Origin of the sequence: Thioalkalivibrio sp. XN8 (genome assembly GCF_011058255.1) — a bacterium.
Taxonomy (GTDB): domain Bacteria; phylum Pseudomonadota; class Gammaproteobacteria; order Steroidobacterales; family XN24; genus XN24.
The window spans coordinates 36,897-56,016 of record NZ_JAALFH010000057.1 but is presented as its reverse complement, the minus strand read 5'-3'; the positions used below and the strand labels follow the sequence as shown (position 1 = coordinate 56,016).

Below are 19,120 nucleotides of genomic sequence, written 5' to 3'. Positions count from 1 at the left end.
CCGTGCATGGCCACGAGCGCCGCGTCGGCGTGGAACTCGAGATGATCGGGCTCGAGCTCAATGACATCGCCGAGCTGGTGGCCGGCCAGCTGGGGCTCTCGATCTCCGTGGACGGCCGCTACCGCCGGGTGCTCAGCGGCGACCCGGCCGGCGACTGGGCGGTCGAGCTGGACTTCGACTTCCTGCAGCGCCTGGGCCGCCAGGAGCGCGGCGAGAACGACGTTCTGGACGACTTGCGCGACTCGGCCGAGGACCTGCTCAAGACGCTGGCCGAACTCGTCGTCCCGAAGGAACTGGTCAGCCCGCCGCTGCCCATGCATCGGCTGCGCGAAATGGACGACGTCATCACCGTGCTCCGCGCCGCCGGCGCCAAGGGCACCTCCGACAGCGTCGGCTACGCCTTTTCGCTGCAGTTCAACCCGGAAGTCCCCGGCGAGCAGGCCGCCGACATCCTGCCCTACCTCAAGGCCTTCCTGTGCCTGTACGAGTGGCTGTTCCGCCAGTCCCGGGTCGACCTCACCCGGCGTGTCACCAGCTTCATCGACCCCTTCCCGCAGGACTATGTCCGCCTGGTCGTGGCGCCAGGCTATGCCCCCGACCTCGGCACGCTCATCGACGACTACTTGCGCTGGAACCCGACCCGCAACCGGGCGCTGGATTTCCTGCCGCTGTTCCTGCACCTCGACGAAGAGCGGGTGCGGGCCGTGACCGACGACCCGCTGATCAAGCCGCGGCCGGCCTTCCACTACCGGCTCCCCAACAGTGATATTCACCGGCCCGAATGGAGCTTCCGGGTGGCGTGGCACGACTGGCTCGAGGTCGAGGCGCTGGCCGCCAAGCCGCGGCGCCTCGCCGCCTGCTGCCGCGCCTATGAAAAGGTGCTGCGCAACCCGGTGAAGCGCTGGCTGGGCGACTGGGCCCGCGAGGTCGAGCAGCAGTGGCTCAGCCGCTGATCGCGGTCACCGGCCCGACCCGCCGCGCCCTCGGCCCGCGGCTGCTGGTGAGCCTGGCCCTGCGCCGCTACGGCGCGCGCGTGGCGCAGCTCCGGCCCGGCCAGGAGGCGGCGTTGCCCGATTTCGACGGCGCGGTGATCACCGGCGGGCACGACGTCGATCCCGTGCTGTATGCGGCAGAACCGGAGGTCGAGCCGCGCCACGACGCGGCCCGCGACGCCTTCGAGTCGGCGGTCATCGACCGGGCCCTCGCCGCGCGCATCCCCCTGCTCGGCATCTGCCGCGGGGCGCAGCTGCTGAACGTCCGGCGCGGCGGCAGCCTGTTCCAGGAACTCGCGTCCCGCCGCAGCAAGACGTCCAACCGCTGGACCGTGCTGCCGCTGAAGACGCTGCACATCGACCCGCATACCCGGCTCCAGGACTGGCTCGGGCCCGGCCCCCGGCAGGTCAACAGCCTCCACAACCAGGCCATCGACCGCGTCGGGACCGGGCTCAGGGTCTCCGGGCGCGACCTCGACGGCATCGTCCAGGCGGTCGAAGACCCCGAGCGTCCCTTCCTGCTCGGCGTGCAGTGGCACCCGGAGTTCCTGCTCTATCTCGGCGCCCAGCGCCACCTGTTCCGGGCGCTGGTGCACGAGGCCGCCCGGTACCGCCGCGAGCGCCCCGGGGCCGCCGGGGCCGAACCGTGACGAAGGTCGTGTCGAGAGAGTTTACACATCGGCCTGTTGTTCGGCCGATCACATTTGACAAGCTATTGTTTTTATTGAGTTCTCCCTGATTGGCATGAAGTCTGCATAAAACCGGGCAGACAAATTTCGAATTCTCTGCGAGAGGAAGTCGCGATGAAGATGTTCAAGAATGCCTCGATGCTCCTGGCCGGCCTGGCGGCACTGATGCTGTCGGTGGCTGTGCAGGCGGGGACAATCACCGTCACCAACGTTGGCATGAAGTATTCCGGGGCACCCAAGGGCAATCTCAACGTTAGTCCTGGGTACACCGGGGCGGTCGGCGGAACGATACTGGCTGGCGAGATTAGGCTGAAGACCGACGAGCTTGGTACGGTCGATGCCTTCTGCATCGACGTCACGAACTATCTCAAAACCGGTTCCTATACGTCGGAGACCAACGTACCTTCCCCGGGAAGTCTGAACTTTGAACTGATCGGCAAACTTTATGACCACTACTATGCCGGTGCCACCTCGGCCAAGAGCAGCGCTGCTTTCCAGCTGGCGTTGTGGGCAATCGTGAATGGTTCTTCGACGAGCCTGAGTTCATCTTTCGGTTACTTCGACTCGACCAAGACCGTCAAAGACGTCGCAGACGAGTGGCTGACATCGCTTGGTTCGAAAAATCCTCTTAATCACTACGAATTCACAGTACTCGAGCCGCACCACCCGACTGATAACCAGCGCCTGCTGACGCATACCCGCGTCCCCGAGCCCGGCACGCTGGCCCTCCTCGGCCTCGGCCTGCTGGGCGCCGGCGCGATCCGTCGCCGTCGCAGCTAAGCGACCAGGCCTCTGACGGAAGACGCCCGCGGAGCGATCCGCGGGCGTTTTCTGTTGCGCGCTTGAAAACCGGGGCGCCGGGTCAGGCCGTGCCGCCCACCGTCAGTGAATCGATCTTGAGGGTGGGCTGGCCGACGCCGACCGGGACGCTCTGGCCTTCCTTGCCGCAGACCCCGATGCCGGCGTCGAGCCGCAGGTCGTTGCCAACCATGGAGACGCGGGTGAGCACGTCGGGGCCGTTGCCGATCAGGGTGGCGCCCTTGACCGGGGCGGTGATGCGGCCGTTCTCGACCAGGTAGGCCTCGCTCGCGGAGAACACGAACTTGCCGGAGGTGATGTCGACCTGGCCGCCGCCGAAGTTGACGGCGTACAGGCCGCGCTCGACGCTGGCGATGATTTCCGCGGGGTCGTGCGGGCCGGCCAGCATGTAGGTGTTGGTCATGCGCGGCATGGGCAGGTGCGCGAAGCTCTCGCGCCGGCCGTTGCCGGTGGAGCGCGTGCCCATCAGGCGCGCGTTGAGCTTGTCCTGCAGGTAGCCCTTGAGGATGCCGTTCTCGATCAGGGTGGTGCAGTTGGTCGGCGTGCCCTCGTCGTCGATGGTCAGCGAGCCGCGCCGCCCGGCCAGCGTGCCGTCGTCCACGATGGTGCACAGGGGCGACGCCACCTGCTCGCCCATGCGGCCGGTGAAGGCGGAGGTGCCGCGGCGGTTGAAGTCGCCTTCCAGCCCGTGGCCGATGGCCTCGTGCAGCAGCACGCCGGGCCAGCCGGGGCCGAGCACGACGGGCATGGTCCCGGCCGGGGCCGGGATGGCCTCGAGGTTCACCAGGGCCTGGCGCGCGGCCTCGCGCGCGAATTCCTCGGCGCGGGCGTCCTCCAGCAGCCAGCCGTAGCCGAAGCGGCCGCCGCCGCCGGCGTAGCCCTGCTCGCGCCGGCCGTCCTGCTCGGCGATGGCCATCACGTTGACCCGCATCAGGGGCCGCACGTCGGTCGCCAGCGTGCCGTCGCTCGCCGCCACCAGGACCAGCTCGTGCACCCCGACCAGGGTGACGATGACCTCGCGGATGCGCGGGTCCACCGCCCGGGTGATCGCGTCGAGGCGCTCGAGCAGGGCGACCTTCTCCTCGTCGGCCAGCGTGCCGAGCGGGTCGATGTCGCCGTACAGCGGCGCCGGGCGCGGCGAATGCCAGGCCTGGACCGCGCCGCTGCCGCCCTGGCGGGTGATGGCGCGCGCGGCCTCGGTGGCGGCGCTCAGCGCCGGCATGAGGAGCTCGTCGGAATAGGCGAAGCCGGTCTTCTCGCCGCTGATGGCGCGGATGCCGGCGCCCTGCTCGATGGTGTGGCTGGCGTCCTTGACCTTGCCGTCCTCCAGCGTCCACGCCTCCTGGCGCAGCGACTGGATGTAGATATCGGCCGCATCGACGGCGCGGCCCATGATCCGGCCGAGCAGCCGGTCGAGGTCGCTCGCCTGGAGCCCGGCGGGGGCCAGCACGCGCTCGACGGTGGCGGGCAATGCAGGTTCGCTCATGTGTCCTTCTCCGTGCGCACGCGGAGCTCTTCCGCCGGGCGCCTGTGGTCCAGTACCGGGAAACGGCGGCGCACGGCGCGCTGGGCCTCGAGGTCCAGGTCGGCTATGACTACGCCCACGCCTTCGCGGCGACGCGCCAGCACTTCGCCCCAGTGATTCACGATCATCGAGTCGCCCCAGGTCCGGCGGCCGCCCGGATGCTCGCCCCACTGGGCGGCGGCGAGCACGCAGCTGAGGTTGTCCACCGCGCGGGCCCGCACCAAGAGCTCCCAGTGGGCCCGGCCGGTGGGCGCGGTGAAGGCCGAAGGCAAGGCAATCGCGCTCATGCCGGTCTCCCCCATGGCCCGGAACAGCTCGGGAAAGCGCACATCGTAACAGACGGCAAGGCCCAGCCTGCCCAGCGGGGTCTCGGCCACCACCCCGCCGCGGCCCGGGGCCGTGCCGGCGGATTCCTGGTAGCTTTCCGGGGAATCCGGCACGCCGACGTCGAACAGGTGAATCTTGTCGTAGCGCGCGACCAGCTCGCCGCGGTCGTCGTGCAGCAGGCAGGTGGCCCGCGGGCGGGGCTCCCCCGGCTCCAGCACCGGCATGGTGCCGCCGACGATCCACAGGCGGAGTTCGCGCGCTTGCTGCGCCAGGAAAGCCTGGGCCGGGCCGTCCCCCGGGGCTTCCGCGACCGTCATCCGCTCGACCTCGGAACGACCGAGAAAGACGAAGTTCTCGGGCAGCACCGCCAGCCTCGCGCCCTGGCGGGCCGCGGTGGCGAGCAGCTCGCCGGCAGCCGCCAGGTTGGCGTCCCGGTCCTGGCCGGAAGTCATCTGGATAACGGCGACGCGGATGCTCATTGCGGCTGCTCCCGGGGCGGTTCCTGTTGCTGTTCGGCGGGCGGCGCCGCGTCCTGGGGACCCAGGCGCTCGAGGACCGGGTTATCCCAGGGCCCGGTGATGCGATACGTCAGCTGGGTCTGGAAGGGTCGCTGCAGCATCTCCGACAAGAGGAACAGGGCGGCCCCGACCACCGGCCCGCCGACCACCGTGCCGGCCACCGGCAGGGTGACGCCGAGATCGGCGCCGATCACGGCCGTCTGGTCGTAGTCCCGCGCCACCAGTCCGGCCCGGCCGATCACGGCCATCTCGGCCGCGGGTCCGCGCATCACCAGGTTCTGGGTGTAGGCGTTGCCGTCCTTGATCTGGAAATCACCGCTGATGCGGTCGAAAGCCGTGCCCGTCCCGAACACGTCCTCGAAATCCAGCGCCAGCCGGCGCGGCAGGGCCTGGATACTGAGCAGGCCGAACACCCGGCCGGCACCCGGCTCCACGCCCAGCAGCGTGCCGTCCCGGATCCGCAGGCTCGCCTCGCCCTCGATCGCTGCGAGCCAGTCGCGGCGCAGGCCGCCCTGCCACCCCACGCTGGCGGTGAAGGTACCGCGCTCGGCGTCCATGCTGCGCCGGAAGCCCATGAACTCCAGCGCGCGGCCGACGTCATCGCTGTCGAGCTCGAGCGACAGGCGCGAGGCATCGACCTCGTCGGACAGGCGCGAACGACCATTGGCCTGGAACATGAAGCCGTCGCCCTCGCCCTCGAGCCCGACCAGTTCGAAGCCGTCGCCCTCGTGGATCGTCAGCGCGGAGACGCTGCCGAAGCGCAGGTTGGCGTATCGCAGGTCGTCGACCTGGAGATCCAGCGCAGGCACCGCGGCAGGGTGCATGCCCTGGGCGGCCTCGCCCGCAGCTTCTTGAGGCCCGGTGTCGGCCGGCGACGGCTCGACCCAGAGCCGCTCGAGCCGCGCCTCCACGGGCTGTTCGCCGAACAGCGCGAAGGGCACGCGCACGGCGCCGGCTACGCGCTCGCCGCTGAGCTGGAAGCGCCAGTGGGCCTCCTCGCCCGCCAGCTCGACCAACACGTCGTCGTAGCGGGACAGGGGCGTCGCCAGGCGACCGATGAGCAGGCGCCCGCCGGCGACCCAGTCGGCGAAGGCACCCGTGCCGGCATCTCCGTCCCAGGGGAGGCGCAGCCAGCCGCCGAGATCCAGGGCCGTCACCGCCCCGCTGAGCACCAGTCCGGACCGGTCGCCCTCGACCCCGCCGGGCACGACGCCCGGGCGCAGCGTCCCGCCCGACTGGTCGAAGCGTCCCTCGAGGCGCAGCGAGTCGGCCCAGTCCAGCCGGACGTCGAGCTGGTCGGGAGCCGGGAACTCCGCGCTCACGGCAAGCCTGAGCAGCTGGTCGGCCGGCTTGCCGGCCGGCGCCGGCAGGTCGATCGCCAGCCCCTCGAGACCGGAAGCCACGCTCATCCTTACGGGCGCATCGGCGGCAGGCGCCGGGAACAGGATTTGGCCCTCGAAGGCGCTGCTGCCGCCGGCCCAGTCAGCCACCGGCAGTCGCAGCACCTGGCCCAGCTGGTCGGCGTCGAGGCGCCCGTCGGCCGAAAGCCGCACCGCCCCGTCATCCGCGGTGACGACCCGCAGTTCGATCGGCGCCCCGGCCAGCTCGGCGGAGGCCTGCTCGGCCTCGACGCGCGCATTGTCGATGCGGACGCGGGCGTCGACCTGGCGAATCGGGGCGCCCAGGAACGGGTAGCTCAGCTCGCCACCGGTGACGGCCAGGTCCACGCGGGCCCGGGTGGCCCGGAGCGTGCGCAGGGGCAACGAGAGATTCACGTCCGCCTCGCCCCGGCCGGCGGTGATGCTGGCCGGCTCCAGCCCCGGCCCGAGGATCTTGCGCAGCAAATCGGCAGCGAGGACGAACTGGCGCAGGTCGGCGAGTTCGCCGGCGGCCTGGCCCTGCACGCTCAGCTCGCCCTTGGCGAGATCCGGGATCGCCACCGTCACCGGCCCGGCCGCGACCCCCGCGAGATCGGCCTGGCGCACCTCGGCGAACAGGCCCTCGTTCTCGAAGCGCACGGCGGCGGACAGCCCGGTGGCCGCCGGCCAGCCGGGGCTGTAATCGAGTTCGCCCTCCTCCCAGTCGAACTCGACCCGGAACAGCCCCTCGTCGGCGCGGAACGGAAAGGCGCGCGTCTCGCCTTCGAACTGGAACCTGGCCTCGGGCACCCGGCCCGCGCGCATGGCGCGGTCGAGCCAGGCCATCACCTGTTCCGGCAGCCTGCCGATCGGCAGGTATTTCGGTGCCGCCGCCGCGGTCACGTCGCGGGCGGTCGCCTCGATTTCCAGCCAGGGCGAAGCGTCGTCCGCGGGCAGCCGCAGCTGCGCGCGCCCGCTGATGTCGGCATCCGCGTTGCCGGCCTGCAGGTCCCCGACGCTCAGCAGCAGCGCAGCCTCGTCGCGCCGCCACTCCAGCCGGCCCGTGGCGGTATCCAGCGCGATGGGCGCGCGGAAGTGGCGCGGAAACGCCAGGCTCGCCTGGCTGCTGTCGAGCTGGCCGCTGCCGGTGTCCTGGTTGCCGGCCAGGTAACCCGAGAGGTTCTGCGCGCCCGGCCACGGCCCGAAGGGCTGTACCGCCAGGCCCTCGAAGGCCGATGCGACGCTGAACTGGCGCGGCATGCCGCCCTCCTCCGGCCAGGCCAGCCGCAGGTCGAGATCGCGCAGCCGTCCTGCCGGTGCGAGCGCCAGCACAGTGGCGGCGGTCTCGGCCGGCACCCAGCGCAACCCCGGCAGCAGGTCCTCCAGCTGCAGCACGTCGGCCTCCAGCAGCACCCGGCGCAGGGCGCCCTCCTGCCGGACCGCCAGCCCGGCCGCCGGGCTCTCCCAGCGCCGGCCGTCCCGGGCCACCTCGAGCTCCGTCAGGCCGAGCGCCCAGCCGGTCGGCGCCCGAGTCCATTCGAAGCCGGCGCCGAGCCGGCGGTACGACGGCGCCACGACCTCGGCGGCCGCCTCGAGTTCGACGAGCGCTGCCGCGGCGGGCAGCTGCAGTTCCCGCGCCCGGAGGTCGCCGGCGACCTTGGTGAGTTCCCCCGCCTCGGCCGCGACCGAGACGCTGCCCTCGACTTCTCCCGCCGCCGGCCACCATGGCGGCTCATCCAGCGCCGCGGCGAGCACGGCGAGATCGAGCCGCCCGGTGGCGGCGCCGAGCTGCCAGCTCGTCGGCCACCCGCGCTCGTCCTGGGCCGTGACGGCCAGCGAAGCCGACACCGCGCCGCCGAGCGCCGCCGGCAGCCGCCCTGCGAGCTCGAGCTCCGCGCCCTCGGGGGCCAGGTCGAGACCGAGTTCGCCGACGGAGAAAAGCCAAGGCCCGGTGCCCGCCAGGCGGTCCTCGAAGCTGACCTCGACGTCGGCGAGCTCGAGCCGTCCACGGGGCATCGAGCCGAGCGTGCGCAGCCCGTCCCCGGCAGGATGGCCGGCGCTGGCCAGTTCCAGCGTCTCGTCCTGGCTCAGCACGCGCCATGCGCCCCCGGCGTCGCGCTCGAGCCCCACCGAGATGCCGACCAGGCGCACCAGCTCCAGTCGCGCCTGGCCGCGCAACAGGGCCCAGGTGTCGAGGCGGATGGCGCCGCTGCGGGCGACGAACAGGGTCCGGTTGCCGTCGCTGGCCAGCACGCTGATCCCGTCGGCGCGGAACTCCAGCCCGCTGAAGCCGAGGCGCGCGTCCATCGCGGCGATCCGAAGCGGCCGGCCCAGCAGTTCTCCCGCCCGGGTCTCGACCTGGGTGCGATACTCCGGCACCTGGACCAGCGCCAGCCGCACCAGCCCCAGCAGCAGTGCGGCGAGGACCAGCAGGCCGGCCACGGTGCCGGCCAGGATGCGCCAGGCCTTGCGAACCAGGCCGGTCATCAGCGACAGCCGTCCCGCCCGGCCATGCGGCCGGCCCTAGATCGGCACCACATCGTACTGGTCATGGGAATAGCCGGACTCGGCCTGCAGGCGGATCGGCTTGCCGGTGAGCGACTCGAGCTCGGCCAGGCCGGCAGCCTCCTCGTCCACCAGCAGGTCGAGCACCTCGACATGGGCGAGGACCAGCAGCTCCTGGAAGTCGAACTGGCGCGACTGGCGCAGGATGTCGCGGAAAATCTCGTAGCACACGGTCTCGGGGGTCTTGACCGAGCCACGCCCGTGGCAGGTCGGGCAGGCCCGGCACAGCACGTGCTCGAGGCTTTCCCGGGTCCTCTTGCGCGTCATCTCCACCAACCCCAGCCGCGAGACCTCGGTGATCTGGTTACGGGCGTGGTCGTTCTCGAGGGCGCGCTCGAAGGCGGCGAGAACCTGTTGCCGATGCTCCTCTTCTTCCATGTCGATGAAGTCGACAATGATGATCCCGCCGAGGTTCCGCAGCCGCACCTGGCGCGCGATGGCCTGCGCCGCCTCGAGATTGGTGCGGAAAATGGTTTCCTCCAGCGTGCGATGGCCGACGTAGGCGCCGGTGTTGACGTCGACGGTCGTCATCGCCTCGGTCTGGTCGAGCACCAGGTAGCCGCCCGACTTCAGCGGCACCTTGCGCTCCAGGGCCCGGGCGATCTCGTCCTCGACGCCGTGCAGGTCGAAAATCGGCCGCGGCTCCTGGTAGACCTCGATCTTCGGCTCCATGTCCGGGATGAAACTGGCGGCAAACTGCTTCATCCGGGCCCACGCCTGGGGGTTGTCGACGCGCACGCGCTCCACCCGCGGCGCCAGCAGGTCGCGCAGCAGGCGCAGCGGGAGGTCGAGATCCGCGTGGACCAGGGTCCCCGCCGGCGCCGCCCGCCCCTGGCGTGACACCGCCTCCCACAGCTTGCCGAGGAAGATCATGTCGGCCCGCAGCGCGTCGCGCGGCGCCCCCTCGGCCGCCGTGCGGACGATCCAGCCGCCGTCGCCCTCGGCCACGTCGGCCGTGACCTCGCGCAGCCGCGCCCGCTCCGCCTCGTCCTCGATGCGCGCCGAGACGCCGACACCGTTGCCGAACGGCAGGTAGACGAGATAACGGGACGGGATGGTGATGAACGTCGTCAGGCGCGCGCCCTTGCTGCCGAGCGGGTCCTTCACCACCTGCACCAGGATGTCCTGGCCCTCGCTGACCAGCTCACGGATGCCGGGGGGCTGGGCCGGCAGGAGTTCCGCACCTTCTTCGTCGCGGCGGATGATGTCGGAGGCATGCAGGAAAGCGGTGCGCTCCAGCCCGACCTCCACGAAGGCCGCCTGCATGCCCGGCAGCACGCGGCGGACCCGGCCCTGGTAGATGTTGCCGGCCAGGCCGCGGCGGCTCTCGCGCTCGATGAAAACTTCCTGCAGCACGCCGTTCTCGAGCAGCGCAGCGCGGGTTTCGCGCGGGTTGACGTTGACCAGGATCTCCTCGCTCATGCGGCCGCCCCGCAACGCAGCAGCTCGATCCCGAACTCCTGCAGCAGCTCGGCCGTCTCGGCGAGCGGCAGGCCCACCACGCCGCTGTAGCTGCCGCACAGGCGGGTCACGAAAATCGCGGCGCAGCCCTGGATCCCATAAGCGCCGGCCTTGTCCAGCGGCTCGCCGGTGGCGACGTAGGCGTCGATCTCGCTCGCCGCCAGCGCGCGGAAGTCCACCTCGCTGCGGGACAGGCGCACGGCTGCCGCGGCATCGCGCCGGGCGGCCACGGCGGTGTAGACCTCGTGGCGGCGCCCGGCCAGCCGGCGCAGCATCGCGCCGGCCTCGGCCGCATCGGCCGGCTTGCCCAGGACCGCGCCGTCCGCCGCCACCACGGTGTCGGCGGCCAGCACCACCCGTCCCGGGTGACGGGACGCGGCCGCCGCGGCCTTGGCCTCGGCCAGGCGCTGCGCCAGCGCCGCCGGCTTCTCGCCGGGAGCCGGGCGCTCGTCGATGTCCACCGGGTCGACCTGCAGGTGCAGGCCGAAGGCAGACAGGAGTTCGAGACGCCGCGGCGAGGCCGAGGCGAGCACCAGCTGGCAGGAATCCATGCCGCCAGTTTCCCCGTTGCAACGCGTGGTTACAAGCCGGGGGGCGGCTCAGTCACGATGGTAGGGATGGCCGGAAAGCAGGGTCCAGGCCCGGTAGAGCTGCTCGGCCACGAGCACACGCACCAGCCCGTGCGGCAGGGTCAGCGGCGACAGGGACCAGCGCCAGTCCGCCGCCTCGAGGCAGGCCGGCGCCAGGCCGTCGGGGCCCCCGACCAGCAGGGCCACGTCACGGCCGGATTGCAGCCAGCCCTGCAGCTTGCGGGCTAATGCGGGCGTGTCCACGGCGCGCCCGCGCACATCGAGGCAAACGCGGGTGCAGCCTGCCGAGGCGGCAAGCAGGCGGCGCCCCTCGTCGGCCATCGCCGGCCCGGGCGGCGACTGCTTCGAACGCTTGCCGAGGGGCAGCGCACGGAGCTCGAGGCGGCACTCCCTGGGCATCCGCGCCACATAGTCGGCACAGCCCTGGTCCACCCACGCGGGCATGCGGGTGCCCACGGCGACCAGCCGCAGCCGCACCCGGCTCAGGCCTCGACCGGGACGCGACCGGGGCCGGCCGGCACCGACCAGAGCTTCTCGAGGTTGTAGAAGTCGCGGACGCGGGGGAGCATGACGTGGACCACGACGTCCTGCAGGTCGACCAGCACCCACTCGCCGTCCTTCAGTCCTTCCACGCCGAACGGGCGGTGGCCCGTCTGCTTGCATTTCTCGATCACGTTCTCGGCCAGCGAGCGCACGTGCCGGTCGGAGGTGCCGCTGGCGACGATCATGAAGTCGGCGATGCTGGTCAGGCCGCGCACGTCCATGACCTTGATGTCGCGCGCCTTCAGGTCCTCCAGCGCCTCGATGACCGTGTTCTGCAGGGCTTCTTCTGCCGTCATTCATCCCTCTCTTTGGCTGTGCCGTAACACCCCGACGCGGCCAGCAGCCGACAGACCGGGTCGGGTACCAGGTAGCGCGGCTCCCGCCCCGCCCTGACCAGTTCGCGGATGGCGCTGGACGAGATTTCCAACTGGGTCACCGCGCAGACCGCAATGCCGCCGGCGGGGCTGGCGGCCAGCTCCGCGCCGCCCGCCACGCGACGCTCGCGCAGCAGCGCGCCGAGCGCGCCCTCGACCGGCGCCGCCCAGCCGGGGCGATGGGCCACCAGCAGATGGGCGAGCGCCAGGATCCGCTCCCAGCGATGCCACCGCTCCAGGCCGAGAAAAGCATCCATGCCGACCACCAGGCAGAGCGGCCGGGCGGGAAACTCGGCGCGCAGCTCGGTCAGCGTGTCGACCGTCCACGACGGCCCCTGGCGCCGCAGTTCCCGGTCATCGACGGTGAAGCGCGGTTCGCCCTCGATGGCGGCCCGGACCAGCGCCAGCCGGGCTGCGCCGTCGGCCTGCGGCGGCGCGCGATGGGGCGGGTCGCCCGTGGGCACGAAGCGCATTTCCGCCAGCCCGGCGAACTCGAGCAGCTCCAGCGCCGTGCGCAGGTGGCCGAAATGGACCGGATCGAAGGCCCCGCCGAAGACGCCCATGGCGCCCGCCGGGGCGCTCATGCGGCCCGCCGCACCGGGCCCGCCAAGGCTCGCACCAGCTCCGCCAGCTCCAGCCAGGGATCCACCAGGCGCTGGGCCGAAGCGCCGGCCAGTCCCGCCGGCAACCGCACCACGTTGCCGGGCAGGGCACCCTTGGCCAGCCGGTCCACCAGCGCGGCCTGGCGCAGCAGGGCGCGCAGCGCCGGCGCGTCGTGGCGGCCGACGGCCCGCTGGACCAGCCCCGCCCGGTTGCGCCACACCCCGGCGCGAGCCAGTGCCGCCTGCGGCGCCGTCCCCTGGTCGAGCAGCGACCGCACCCGCACCAGGCTGCGCAACTCGCGCGCCAACGGCCACAGCACCTGCGGGATGGCCATGCCCTCGGCACGCAGCCCGCCGAGGATGCGCAGGGCACGGCCGGCCTGGCCGGCCAGCGCCGCGTCGGCCAGCTTGAAAATGTCGTAGCGCGCGCTGTCGGCCACGGCCGCGCGCACGTCGTCGGCGTCGATCTCGCCGGCGCCGTGCAGCAGGCGCAGCTTCTCGATCTCCTGGTGGGCCGCCAGCAGGTTGCCCTCGACCCGGTCCGCCAGCAGCCGCACGGCTTCCGCGTCCGCCTCGAGCCCGGCCCGGCGCAGCCGGCCCACGATCCACCCCGGCAAGGCCGGCGGTTCGACCGGCCAGACCTGGACGAATTCGCCGGCGCCGGCGAGCGCCTTGACCCAGGCCGCACCCTGCTGCCGCTTGTCCAGCTTGGGCGCCAGGCACAGCAGCACGATATCGTCCGGGGGCGCGGCCGCAAAGCGGGCCAGGACCTCGGCCCCGCCCTCGCCCGCCGCCGGGGTCCGGAACCGCAGCTCGACCAGCCGGCGGGCGGCGAACAGGGACAGGCTGGCAAGGTCCGCGGCCAGCGCGTTCCAGTCGAAGCCGCGCTCGACGTGATGGACCTCCCGCTCGGTGAACCCGGCCTCTTGCGCCCGCCGGCGCACGGCATCGGCGCACTCCTGCGTGAGCAGGGGTTCGTCTCCGGCGATCAGGTAGGCGGGTGCGAGGCGCCGGGCGAGGCCGGCCTCGAGCTGGTCAGGCGAGAGTGCCACGGGGGGGCTGGATCTTCCCTGGATTGTTCATCGCCGGCGCAGTGTAGCACGGGGAATCCGGGCGCAAGCCCGGCTTTATGGCGGCTTGGACGCAGTTGACAGCTGGGGTAGATTAGTCGTTTGGAGTACCGCATGAACCCAGCCCTCCCGACCACAGCCCGCGGCATCAGGCGCTTCGCCCTCCTGGCGATGCTGGTGCTCGTGCTGCGTTTCGCGGGCGGCGAACTCCACCACGCCTTCGACGTCCACGAGTCGGGCGAGACCTGCGAGTACTGCCTGGTGCTCGAGCGTGGCGGACAGGCGCTGCCGCCTGCCGACCTCATGCCGGGCTCGCTGCCGGCGCCTGCCGGGATCGCGCGCACGGCGGTGACCCCGGCCCGGGTCGCCCCGCGGCCCGCACCGCTGCCGCGCGGTCCGCCCCTGCGGCCGGCCTGAGCCGGCGCCGTCCGGCGCCACCGCAAGCAAGCAGACCTGCAGCCAGCTCCCGCTGTCGCCAGAGGCCGCAATCGTCCGGCCGGCGTCCGCACGCTGGCCGCGCACGACAGCCAAGCAAGAGGCAGAACCATGCACAGATTCCTGATCGGCGGCATTGCCGCCGCGCTCGTCACTTTCCCGGCTGCGGCCCAGACCTCCGGCCCGCAGCAGGATCCCCTCGACCCGGCCAGCCTGCGCCCGGCGCCCCAGCCGCTCGGCAAGCAGGTGACCGCCGGCTCGCGCTTCAACCCGGCGGTTTCGGTGATCATCGACGGGGCCTGGTACACCGACAACGTCGGCGGCGAGGCCTTCGAGATCCTGCGCGAGGCCGACGGCTTCTCCGCCGGCCATGGGCACGGCCACGAGGAGGAAGGCGAAGAGCACGGCGGCGGCCACGAGGACGAGCACGGCCATGGCCACAGCCACGGCGCGCTGGAGCGGGGCTTCAACCTGCGGGAGGTCGAGATCGCGTTGGCCGCCACGGTCGATCCGTATTTCGACGCCTTCGTCATGTTCGTCTTCGACGGCGACGAGGTCGAGCTGGAAGAGGCCTTCGTGACCACGCGCTCCCTGCCGGCCGGCCTGCAGGCCAAGTTCGGCAAGTTCCTCAGCGACGTCGGCTACATCAACAAGCAGCACCCGCACAGCTGGGACTTCTTCGACCGGCCGCTGGTCAGCGAGCTGCTGTTCGGCGACCACGGCATCCAGGAAACCGGCGTGCAGCTAAGCTGGGTGGCGCCGACCGCGCAGTACCTGCGGCTCGGCGTGGAGGCCCTGCAGGGCGAGACCGAGGGTATCGCGGCCTACCTCGGGGCAGAAGACGACGTCGAGGGCACCGCCCGGATCCTCGAGGACACCGCGGGCCCGCGACTGTTCACCGGCTTCGCCAAGTTCGCCCCCGACCTTGGCTTTGAGCATGCCGTGCAGCTGGGCGCGTCGGTGGGCTACAGCTCGACCTTCCAGCAGAGTATCGAGCGCGAAACCTTCTACCAGGACCACGAGGGCACGGCGAACTTCTGGGGCCTGGACGGCGTGTACAAGTACCTGCCGTCGGGCGGCAGCGGCCTCAGGGGCGCGTTCAAGCTGCAGGGCGAATACTTCTACCGCACCCGCGACCTGGACCGGCGCGACGTGTTCTTCGCCTGCGAGCCCGAAGACCTGGCCTGCGACGACCCGCTGAACGAGTTCCAGCCTGGCGACATCGGCGTGCAGGAGTCGTTCAAGGACCGGCAGGACGGCTTCTACCTGCAGGCGGTATACGGCGTGGCGCAGCGCTGGACCGTCGGCCTGCGCTACGACGAGGTCGGCCTGACCAACCGCAGCGGCATCGACGGCGGCGAGGAGTGGGACAGCTCCAAGCGCTACACCGCAGCGCTTAACTTCCTGCCGACGGAGTTCTCGCGCCTGCGCCTGCAGTTCGCCCGCGGCGATATCTCGGTCGACGACGGCGAGCGGGAGGAGTACAACCAGGTGTTCCTGCAGCTGCAGGTGAACTTCGGGGCGCATGGCGCCCACACTTTCTAGGCCGTGTCGATGAACTGGCTGAGACAACTCCTGCTCACGGGCCTGCTGCTGGCGCTGGCGGCCCCCGCCGCCGCCGCGCTGCAGGTGGCCGCCACCACGCCCAACATGGGGATGCTGGCGCGCACCGTCGGGGGCGAGCACGTCGTGATCGACGTGCTCGCCCCGGGCGACCGGGACGTGCACCACTTCGAGGCACGGCCGAGCATGATGGTCGCGCTGCGGCGAGCGGACCTGCTGGTAGCGGTCGGCGCCGAACTGGAGGGCGGCTGGCTGCCGGCCGCCCTAAAGGGCGCCAACAACCCGGCCGTGCTGCCGGGGCGGCCGGGCTACTTCGAGGCCGCCGCCGCGGTGACGCTCGAGGATGCCGGCGGCCCCGCGGATCGCGGGCTGGGCGACGTCCATCCCATGGGCAATCCTCACGTGTATTTCGACCCGCTGCGCATGGGCGTGGCCGCCGAGGCGCTGGCGCGGCAGCTCGCCGTGCTGGACCCGGCCCACGCGGCCGAGTTCGCCGCCAATGCGGCCGCCTTCGCCGCGCGAATGCAGCAGGAGACGGCCGGCTGGCGCGACCGCGCCGCCGGCGCGCCGGGCGTGCTGCTGAACCACAAGGACGCGGTCTACCTGCTGCGGCGCCTGGATGTGCCGGTGCTCGGCTACCTGGAGCCGCTCCCCGGCATCCCGGCCACGGCCAGGCACGTCAGCGAGCTGATCGAGGACCTGCAGGGACGCGAGGGCCTGGTGATGCGCATGGCCTACGAACCCGCGCAAGGGGCCGGGCGCGTCGGCGAGGCGCTCGGCTGGCCGGTCTACGTGATGCAGAACAACGTGCCCATCGACGGCACCGCGGACGACTACGTGGCGCTGATCGAAAGCTGGGTGCTGCGGCTGGAGCGCCACTGAACGCCGTCCCGCCACTGCTGGAAATGGTCGAGGCCCGGGCCGGCTATGCGCGGCCGGTCGTCGGGCCGGTGTCCTTCCGCATCGAGCCCGGCGAGGTACTGGGCCTGAGCGGGGCGAATGGCCTGGGCAAGACCACCCTGCTGCGGCTCATCACCGGCACCGCGGTGCTGCACGGCGGCCGCGTCCGGCGCGCGCCCGGACTGACGGTGGCCCACCACCGCCAGCGGCCCGAGCGCCCGCCCGAGCTGCCGCTCACCGGCCAGGAGGTGCTGCGGCTCGCGGGTGCGCCGGTCGCGCCGCTGCCGCCGCGGCTCGAGGCGCTGGGCCGGCGCTGCCTCGACGAGATGAGCGGCGGCGAGTTCCAGCTGCTGCATGCCTGGGCCTGCCTCACCGGGCCGGCCCGCCTGGTGCTGCTGGACGAGCCCACCAACAACCTCGACCCGGATGCGATCGAGCTGTTGCTGGCGGAGATCGGCCGGCTGGACCCCGGGCGGGCGGTGCTGATGGTGAGCCATGACGCCGCCTTCCTGGCTGCGGCCTGCGACCGGATCGTGACGCCATGTCCCTGAGCCTGGCCTTCGATCCGCTGTTCCGCCTGCCGCTCTTGACCGGCCTGCTGCTGGCGCTGGCGCTCCCCCTGCTCGGCGCCGGGCTGCGGCTGCGCGAGCAGTGGCTCTCCAGCCTCGGCGTGGCCCAGGCGGCCGCCGCCGGCGCCGTCGCCGGGGCGCTGCTGCACGGGCCGCTGGTCCTGTTCGCCCTGCTCGGCGCCCTGCTGGCCGGGCTGGTGCGGTTCCTGACCGGCGAGACCCGCAACGAGCACTACGCAGTGATGCTGCTGGGCGGCTGGGCCGCGGTGCTGCTCCTGGCGACGCTCGGTCATCACGCCGACCTGGTCGCCACGCAGCTGTTGAACGGCCAGCTCTATTTCACCACGGCGACGCACCTCGGGGGCGCCGCCATGCTCGCGGCTGCCGTGCTGGCCGCGGGCGCCTGGCTGAGCCGCCGCCTCCTGCTGGGCCGGCTCTTTCCCGACCACTACGGCGCCAACCAGCTGCCGACCTGGCCGCACGAGATCGGCTTCGAGGTCCTGGTGGCGCTCGGCGTGGTGCTGGGCATCGGCACCATGGGCGTGATGGCCACTTTCGCCATGATGATGGTGCCGCCCTGGGTGGCGTTCCGCCTGGCGCGCGGCTGGCGCCCGGCCGTGCTGCTCGCCGCGGGCCTCGGCATGGCGGCCTTCCTCGCCGGCTTCCTGCTGGCGCTGGGACTCGACCTGCCCTTCGGACCGGCGCTGGCCGCGGTGCTCCTGCTACTGGTCCCGTTGCGCCTGCTGCCGGCCCGCTTCGGCGCCTGAGGGCAGGCCGCGTCCCGTCACGAGATAGGTGGCGAAGCTGCCCAGCCAGTGGCTGCCGGCGTAATGCGCGTCGCTCACGCCCTCGAGACCGGCCCGGGCATGCGCCGCGGCCGCCGCCCGCAGGCTGATGCGGCGCAGGTCGCCCGGCGGCAGGCCGGCGGCCATCCCCTCGAGCATCCAGGCCCGGCTCAGGTTGAGCCCGTCGATGTGCGCCAGCTTGCCGTCGACCCGGTCGGTCACCCGGGCCACCGGCAGCCATTCCGGGCCCGCATCCTCCGGCAGCGCCGGCAGGAAGCCGTGCAGCCAGGCGGCGAAATCTGCCGGCGGGAGCAAGCGGCGCACCAGGTCGGCCTGCGCCAGGCATGGCGAGAGAAAGTCGTGCCCGGACGGCTCGTAGCCGAGCGGGCAGTCCCGGTCGTCGAGGTAGAGCTTGCGCGAGGTCAGCTCGATCAGCGCGGCCAGCTCCACCTCGCCCGCGGTGCGGGCCCAGTCCAGCGCGAGCCCGAAAGCGAACGCGGTCTGGGAATGCTCGCCGGAGCGGATCGGGTAGGCCAGCTTGGGCATCCACTCCGCCAGGCGGCGCGCGGCGACGGCCTCCAGGGGCGCAAGCGCCGCCGCCCAGCGGCGCGCCTCCGGATCGTCCCACTCGCGCAGCTCGGCGCCGAGCTGCAGCAGCCAGGCCAGCCCGTAGGGCCGCTCGAAGCCTTCGCGCCCCGGCGCGGAGAGGTAAGCCACCTCCCCGGCCACGCCCTCGACGGTCAGGCTGCGGGCCAGCGCCGCCCGGGCGGCAGGCGCGAAATCCGCGCCCGGCTCCAGGCGGGCCAGCCGCGCCAGCAGCCAGTGGCCGTGGACCGAGGAATGCCAGTCGAAGCATCCCCAGAACACCGGCGTCAGCGCGCGCGGCGGCTGCGCGTCTGCATCCTCGTTGAGGACGTGGGCGATTTTGTTGGGATACTCCCGGTGGACACAGGCCAGGGCGAGGTCGGCGAAGCGCCCGGCCAACGCGGGATCGAGCATGACGCCGGCCACCGCGAGCGCTGCGAGGCTCATCGGGGCTGCAGCATGCGGCCCAGCGGGCGGCCGCCCACCAGGTGGAGGTGGAGGTGGTCGACCTCCTGCCCGCCGTGCTGCTTGCAATTGATGATCAGCCGGTAGCCGTCCTCCGCCAGGCCTTCCTGGCGCGCAATGTCGCGCGCCACGCAGAACATGCGCCCGATGAGCTCGGCGTCCCCGTCCTCGATGTCGTCGGCGGTCGGGATCGGCTTCACCGGGATGACGAGAACATGGACCGGCGCCTGCGGGTGAATGTCGCGGAAGGCGACGACGCGGTCGTCGCGGTAGACGAAATCCGCCGGCAGCTCGCCGGCGATGATTTTCTCGAACAGCGTGGGCATGGATCCCTCTCCTGGTCGCCTGGAAGACGGTCCCCCGCAGTGTGGCAGCGCCGCGGACC

General features: G+C 72.1%; 19 protein-coding genes. 8 read left to right on the top strand and 11 right to left on the bottom strand.

The genetic code is table 11. The annotated features are described in order from the left end of the window. Positions 1-2 precede the first annotated feature (2 nt). The 3 genes from G6N75_RS07360 to G6N75_RS07350 all read left to right on the top strand — a co-directional run bounded on the left by G6N75_RS07360 (position 3) and on the right by G6N75_RS07350 (position 2,461). Complete coding sequence (locus G6N75_RS07360; protein WP_346765503.1) at positions 3-953, top strand: amidoligase family protein; 951 nt, start codon at positions 3-5, stop codon at positions 951-953. Beyond that, the gene (locus tag G6N75_RS07355; RefSeq protein WP_165347709.1) at positions 938-1,642 is read left to right on the top strand and encodes a gamma-glutamyl-gamma-aminobutyrate hydrolase family protein; all 705 of its coding nucleotides are present in this window, start codon (positions 938-940) and stop codon (positions 1,640-1,642) included. The genes G6N75_RS07360 and G6N75_RS07355 overlap by 16 nt, the downstream gene beginning before the upstream one ends. Before the next feature lie 153 nt (positions 1,643-1,795). Further along, positions 1,796-2,461, top strand: coding sequence for a PEP-CTERM sorting domain-containing protein (locus tag G6N75_RS07350; RefSeq protein WP_165347708.1), 666 nt, complete (start codon positions 1,796-1,798; stop codon positions 2,459-2,461). 82 nt (positions 2,462-2,543) lie between these two features. On the opposite strand, the gene tldD is transcribed toward G6N75_RS07350, so the two are convergent. Genes tldD through holA form a run of 9 tightly spaced genes read right to left on the bottom strand, consistent with a single transcriptional unit; the run spans position 2,544 to position 13,415 of the window. Further along, entirely contained in the window at positions 2,544-3,986 is a 1,443-nt protein-coding gene (gene tldD / locus G6N75_RS07345) for a metalloprotease TldD (protein WP_165347707.1), read from the bottom strand. After that, positions 3,983-4,831 (bottom strand): carbon-nitrogen hydrolase family protein, encoded by an 849-nt coding sequence (locus G6N75_RS07340; RefSeq protein ID WP_165347706.1) that lies wholly within the window; start codon positions 4,829-4,831, stop codon positions 3,983-3,985. Before G6N75_RS07340 ends, tldD begins: the two co-directional genes overlap by 4 nt. Continuing rightward, positions 4,828-8,715 carry a YhdP family protein gene (locus tag G6N75_RS07335; protein ID WP_165347705.1) on the bottom strand — a complete coding sequence of 1,296 codons (3,888 nt, stop codon included), beginning with the start codon at positions 8,713-8,715 and terminating at the stop codon, positions 4,828-4,830. Before G6N75_RS07335 ends, G6N75_RS07340 begins: the two co-directional genes overlap by 4 nt. Positions 8,716-8,751: 36 nt before the next feature. Beyond that, a complete protein-coding gene (gene rng, locus G6N75_RS07330; RefSeq protein ID WP_165347704.1) occupies positions 8,752-10,215 on the bottom strand; it encodes a ribonuclease G in 1,464 nt (487 codons plus the stop codon). Continuing rightward, complete coding sequence (locus tag G6N75_RS07325) at positions 10,212-10,805, bottom strand: Maf family protein (protein ID WP_165347703.1); 594 nt, start codon at positions 10,803-10,805, stop codon at positions 10,212-10,214. The genes rng and G6N75_RS07325 overlap by 4 nt, the downstream gene beginning before the upstream one ends. 48 nt (positions 10,806-10,853) lie before the next feature. Beyond that, positions 10,854-11,321: a 23S rRNA (pseudouridine(1915)-N(3))-methyltransferase RlmH gene (rlmH, locus tag G6N75_RS07320; RefSeq protein WP_165347702.1), complete on the bottom strand. Its 468-nt coding sequence runs from the start codon at positions 11,319-11,321 to the stop codon at positions 10,854-10,856. A gap of 5 nt (positions 11,322-11,326) precedes the next feature. Then, complete coding sequence (rsfS, locus tag G6N75_RS07315; RefSeq protein ID WP_165347701.1) at positions 11,327-11,683, bottom strand: ribosome silencing factor; 357 nt, start codon at positions 11,681-11,683, stop codon at positions 11,327-11,329. Continuing rightward, positions 11,680-12,345: a nicotinate-nucleotide adenylyltransferase gene (nadD, locus tag G6N75_RS07310; protein WP_165347700.1), complete on the bottom strand. Its 666-nt coding sequence runs from the start codon at positions 12,343-12,345 to the stop codon at positions 11,680-11,682. The genes rsfS and nadD overlap by 4 nt, the downstream gene beginning before the upstream one ends. Beyond that, a complete protein-coding gene (holA, locus tag G6N75_RS07305) occupies positions 12,342-13,415 on the bottom strand; it encodes a DNA polymerase III subunit delta (RefSeq protein WP_165347699.1) in 1,074 nt (357 codons plus the stop codon). Before holA ends, nadD begins: the two co-directional genes overlap by 4 nt. 132 nt (positions 13,416-13,547) lie before the next feature. On the opposite strand from holA, the gene G6N75_RS07300 reads away from it, so the two are divergent. The 5 genes from G6N75_RS07300 (at position 13,548) to G6N75_RS07280 (ending at position 17,667) form a co-directional block, all read left to right on the top strand. Further along, positions 13,548-13,850 (top strand): hypothetical protein, encoded by a 303-nt coding sequence (locus G6N75_RS07300; RefSeq protein ID WP_165347698.1) that lies wholly within the window; start codon positions 13,548-13,550, stop codon positions 13,848-13,850. A 129-nt stretch (positions 13,851-13,979) separates the two neighbouring features. Then, a complete protein-coding gene (locus G6N75_RS07295) occupies positions 13,980-15,413 on the top strand; it encodes a TonB-dependent receptor (RefSeq protein WP_240901005.1) in 1,434 nt (477 codons plus the stop codon). 9 nt (positions 15,414-15,422) lie between these two features. After that, the gene (locus G6N75_RS07290; protein ID WP_165347697.1) at positions 15,423-16,313 is read left to right on the top strand and encodes a zinc ABC transporter substrate-binding protein; all 891 of its coding nucleotides are present in this window, start codon (positions 15,423-15,425) and stop codon (positions 16,311-16,313) included. Between the two features lie 23 nt (positions 16,314-16,336). Further along, positions 16,337-16,882: an ATP-binding cassette domain-containing protein gene (locus G6N75_RS07285; protein WP_165347696.1), complete on the top strand. Its 546-nt coding sequence runs from the start codon at positions 16,337-16,339 to the stop codon at positions 16,880-16,882. Next, entirely contained in the window at positions 16,873-17,667 is a 795-nt protein-coding gene (locus G6N75_RS07280; protein ID WP_165347695.1) for a metal ABC transporter permease, read from the top strand. The genes G6N75_RS07285 and G6N75_RS07280 overlap by 10 nt, the downstream gene beginning before the upstream one ends. On the opposite strand, the gene G6N75_RS07275 is transcribed toward G6N75_RS07280, so the two are convergent. Together G6N75_RS07275 and G6N75_RS07270 are read right to left on the bottom strand one after the other, a co-directional pair. Beyond that, positions 17,623-18,717, bottom strand: coding sequence for a DUF2891 domain-containing protein (locus G6N75_RS07275; protein ID WP_165347694.1), 1,095 nt, complete (start codon positions 18,715-18,717; stop codon positions 17,623-17,625). The genes G6N75_RS07280 and G6N75_RS07275 overlap by 45 nt on opposite strands. Next, complete coding sequence (locus G6N75_RS07270) at positions 18,714-19,061, bottom strand: histidine triad nucleotide-binding protein (protein WP_165347693.1); 348 nt, start codon at positions 19,059-19,061, stop codon at positions 18,714-18,716. Before G6N75_RS07270 ends, G6N75_RS07275 begins: the two co-directional genes overlap by 4 nt. Positions 19,062-19,120: the final 59 nt, after the last annotated feature.

Excerpts from the sequence above, each read along its gene's own strand:
- G6N75_RS07325 (WP_165347703.1), bottom strand. The coding sequence starts at position 10,805 with ATGGATTCCTGCCAGCTGGTGCTCGCCTCGGCCTCGCCGCGGCGTCTC.
- rsfS (WP_165347701.1), bottom strand. The coding sequence starts at position 11,683 with ATGACGGCAGAAGAAGCCCTGCAGAACACGGTCATCGAGGCGCTGGAG.
- G6N75_RS07280 (WP_165347695.1), top strand. The coding sequence starts at position 16,873 with ATGTCCCTGAGCCTGGCCTTCGATCCGCTGTTCCGCCTGCCGCTCTTG.
- G6N75_RS07340 (WP_165347706.1), bottom strand. The coding sequence starts at position 4,831 with ATGAGCATCCGCGTCGCCGTTATCCAGATGACTTCCGGCCAGGACCGG.
- tldD (WP_165347707.1), bottom strand. The coding sequence starts at position 3,986 with ATGAGCGAACCTGCATTGCCCGCCACCGTCGAGCGCGTGCTGGCCCCC.
- G6N75_RS07290 (WP_165347697.1), top strand. The coding sequence starts at position 15,423 with ATGAACTGGCTGAGACAACTCCTGCTCACGGGCCTGCTGCTGGCGCTG.
- G6N75_RS07275 (WP_165347694.1), bottom strand. The coding sequence starts at position 18,717 with ATGAGCCTCGCAGCGCTCGCGGTGGCCGGCGTCATGCTCGATCCCGCG.
- nadD (WP_165347700.1), bottom strand. The coding sequence starts at position 12,345 with ATGAGCGCCCCGGCGGGCGCCATGGGCGTCTTCGGCGGGGCCTTCGAT.
- G6N75_RS07335 (WP_165347705.1), bottom strand. The coding sequence starts at position 8,715 with ATGACCGGCCTGGTTCGCAAGGCCTGGCGCATCCTGGCCGGCACCGTG.
- G6N75_RS07295 (WP_240901005.1), top strand. The coding sequence starts at position 13,980 with ATGCACAGATTCCTGATCGGCGGCATTGCCGCCGCGCTCGTCACTTTC.
- G6N75_RS07270 (WP_165347693.1), bottom strand. The coding sequence starts at position 19,061 with ATGCCCACGCTGTTCGAGAAAATCATCGCCGGCGAGCTGCCGGCGGAT.
- rng (WP_165347704.1), bottom strand. The coding sequence starts at position 10,215 with ATGAGCGAGGAGATCCTGGTCAACGTCAACCCGCGCGAAACCCGCGCT.
- G6N75_RS07350 (WP_165347708.1), top strand. The coding sequence starts at position 1,796 with ATGAAGATGTTCAAGAATGCCTCGATGCTCCTGGCCGGCCTGGCGGCA.
- G6N75_RS07300 (WP_165347698.1), top strand. The coding sequence starts at position 13,548 with ATGAACCCAGCCCTCCCGACCACAGCCCGCGGCATCAGGCGCTTCGCC.
- G6N75_RS07285 (WP_165347696.1), top strand. The coding sequence starts at position 16,337 with ATGGTCGAGGCCCGGGCCGGCTATGCGCGGCCGGTCGTCGGGCCGGTG.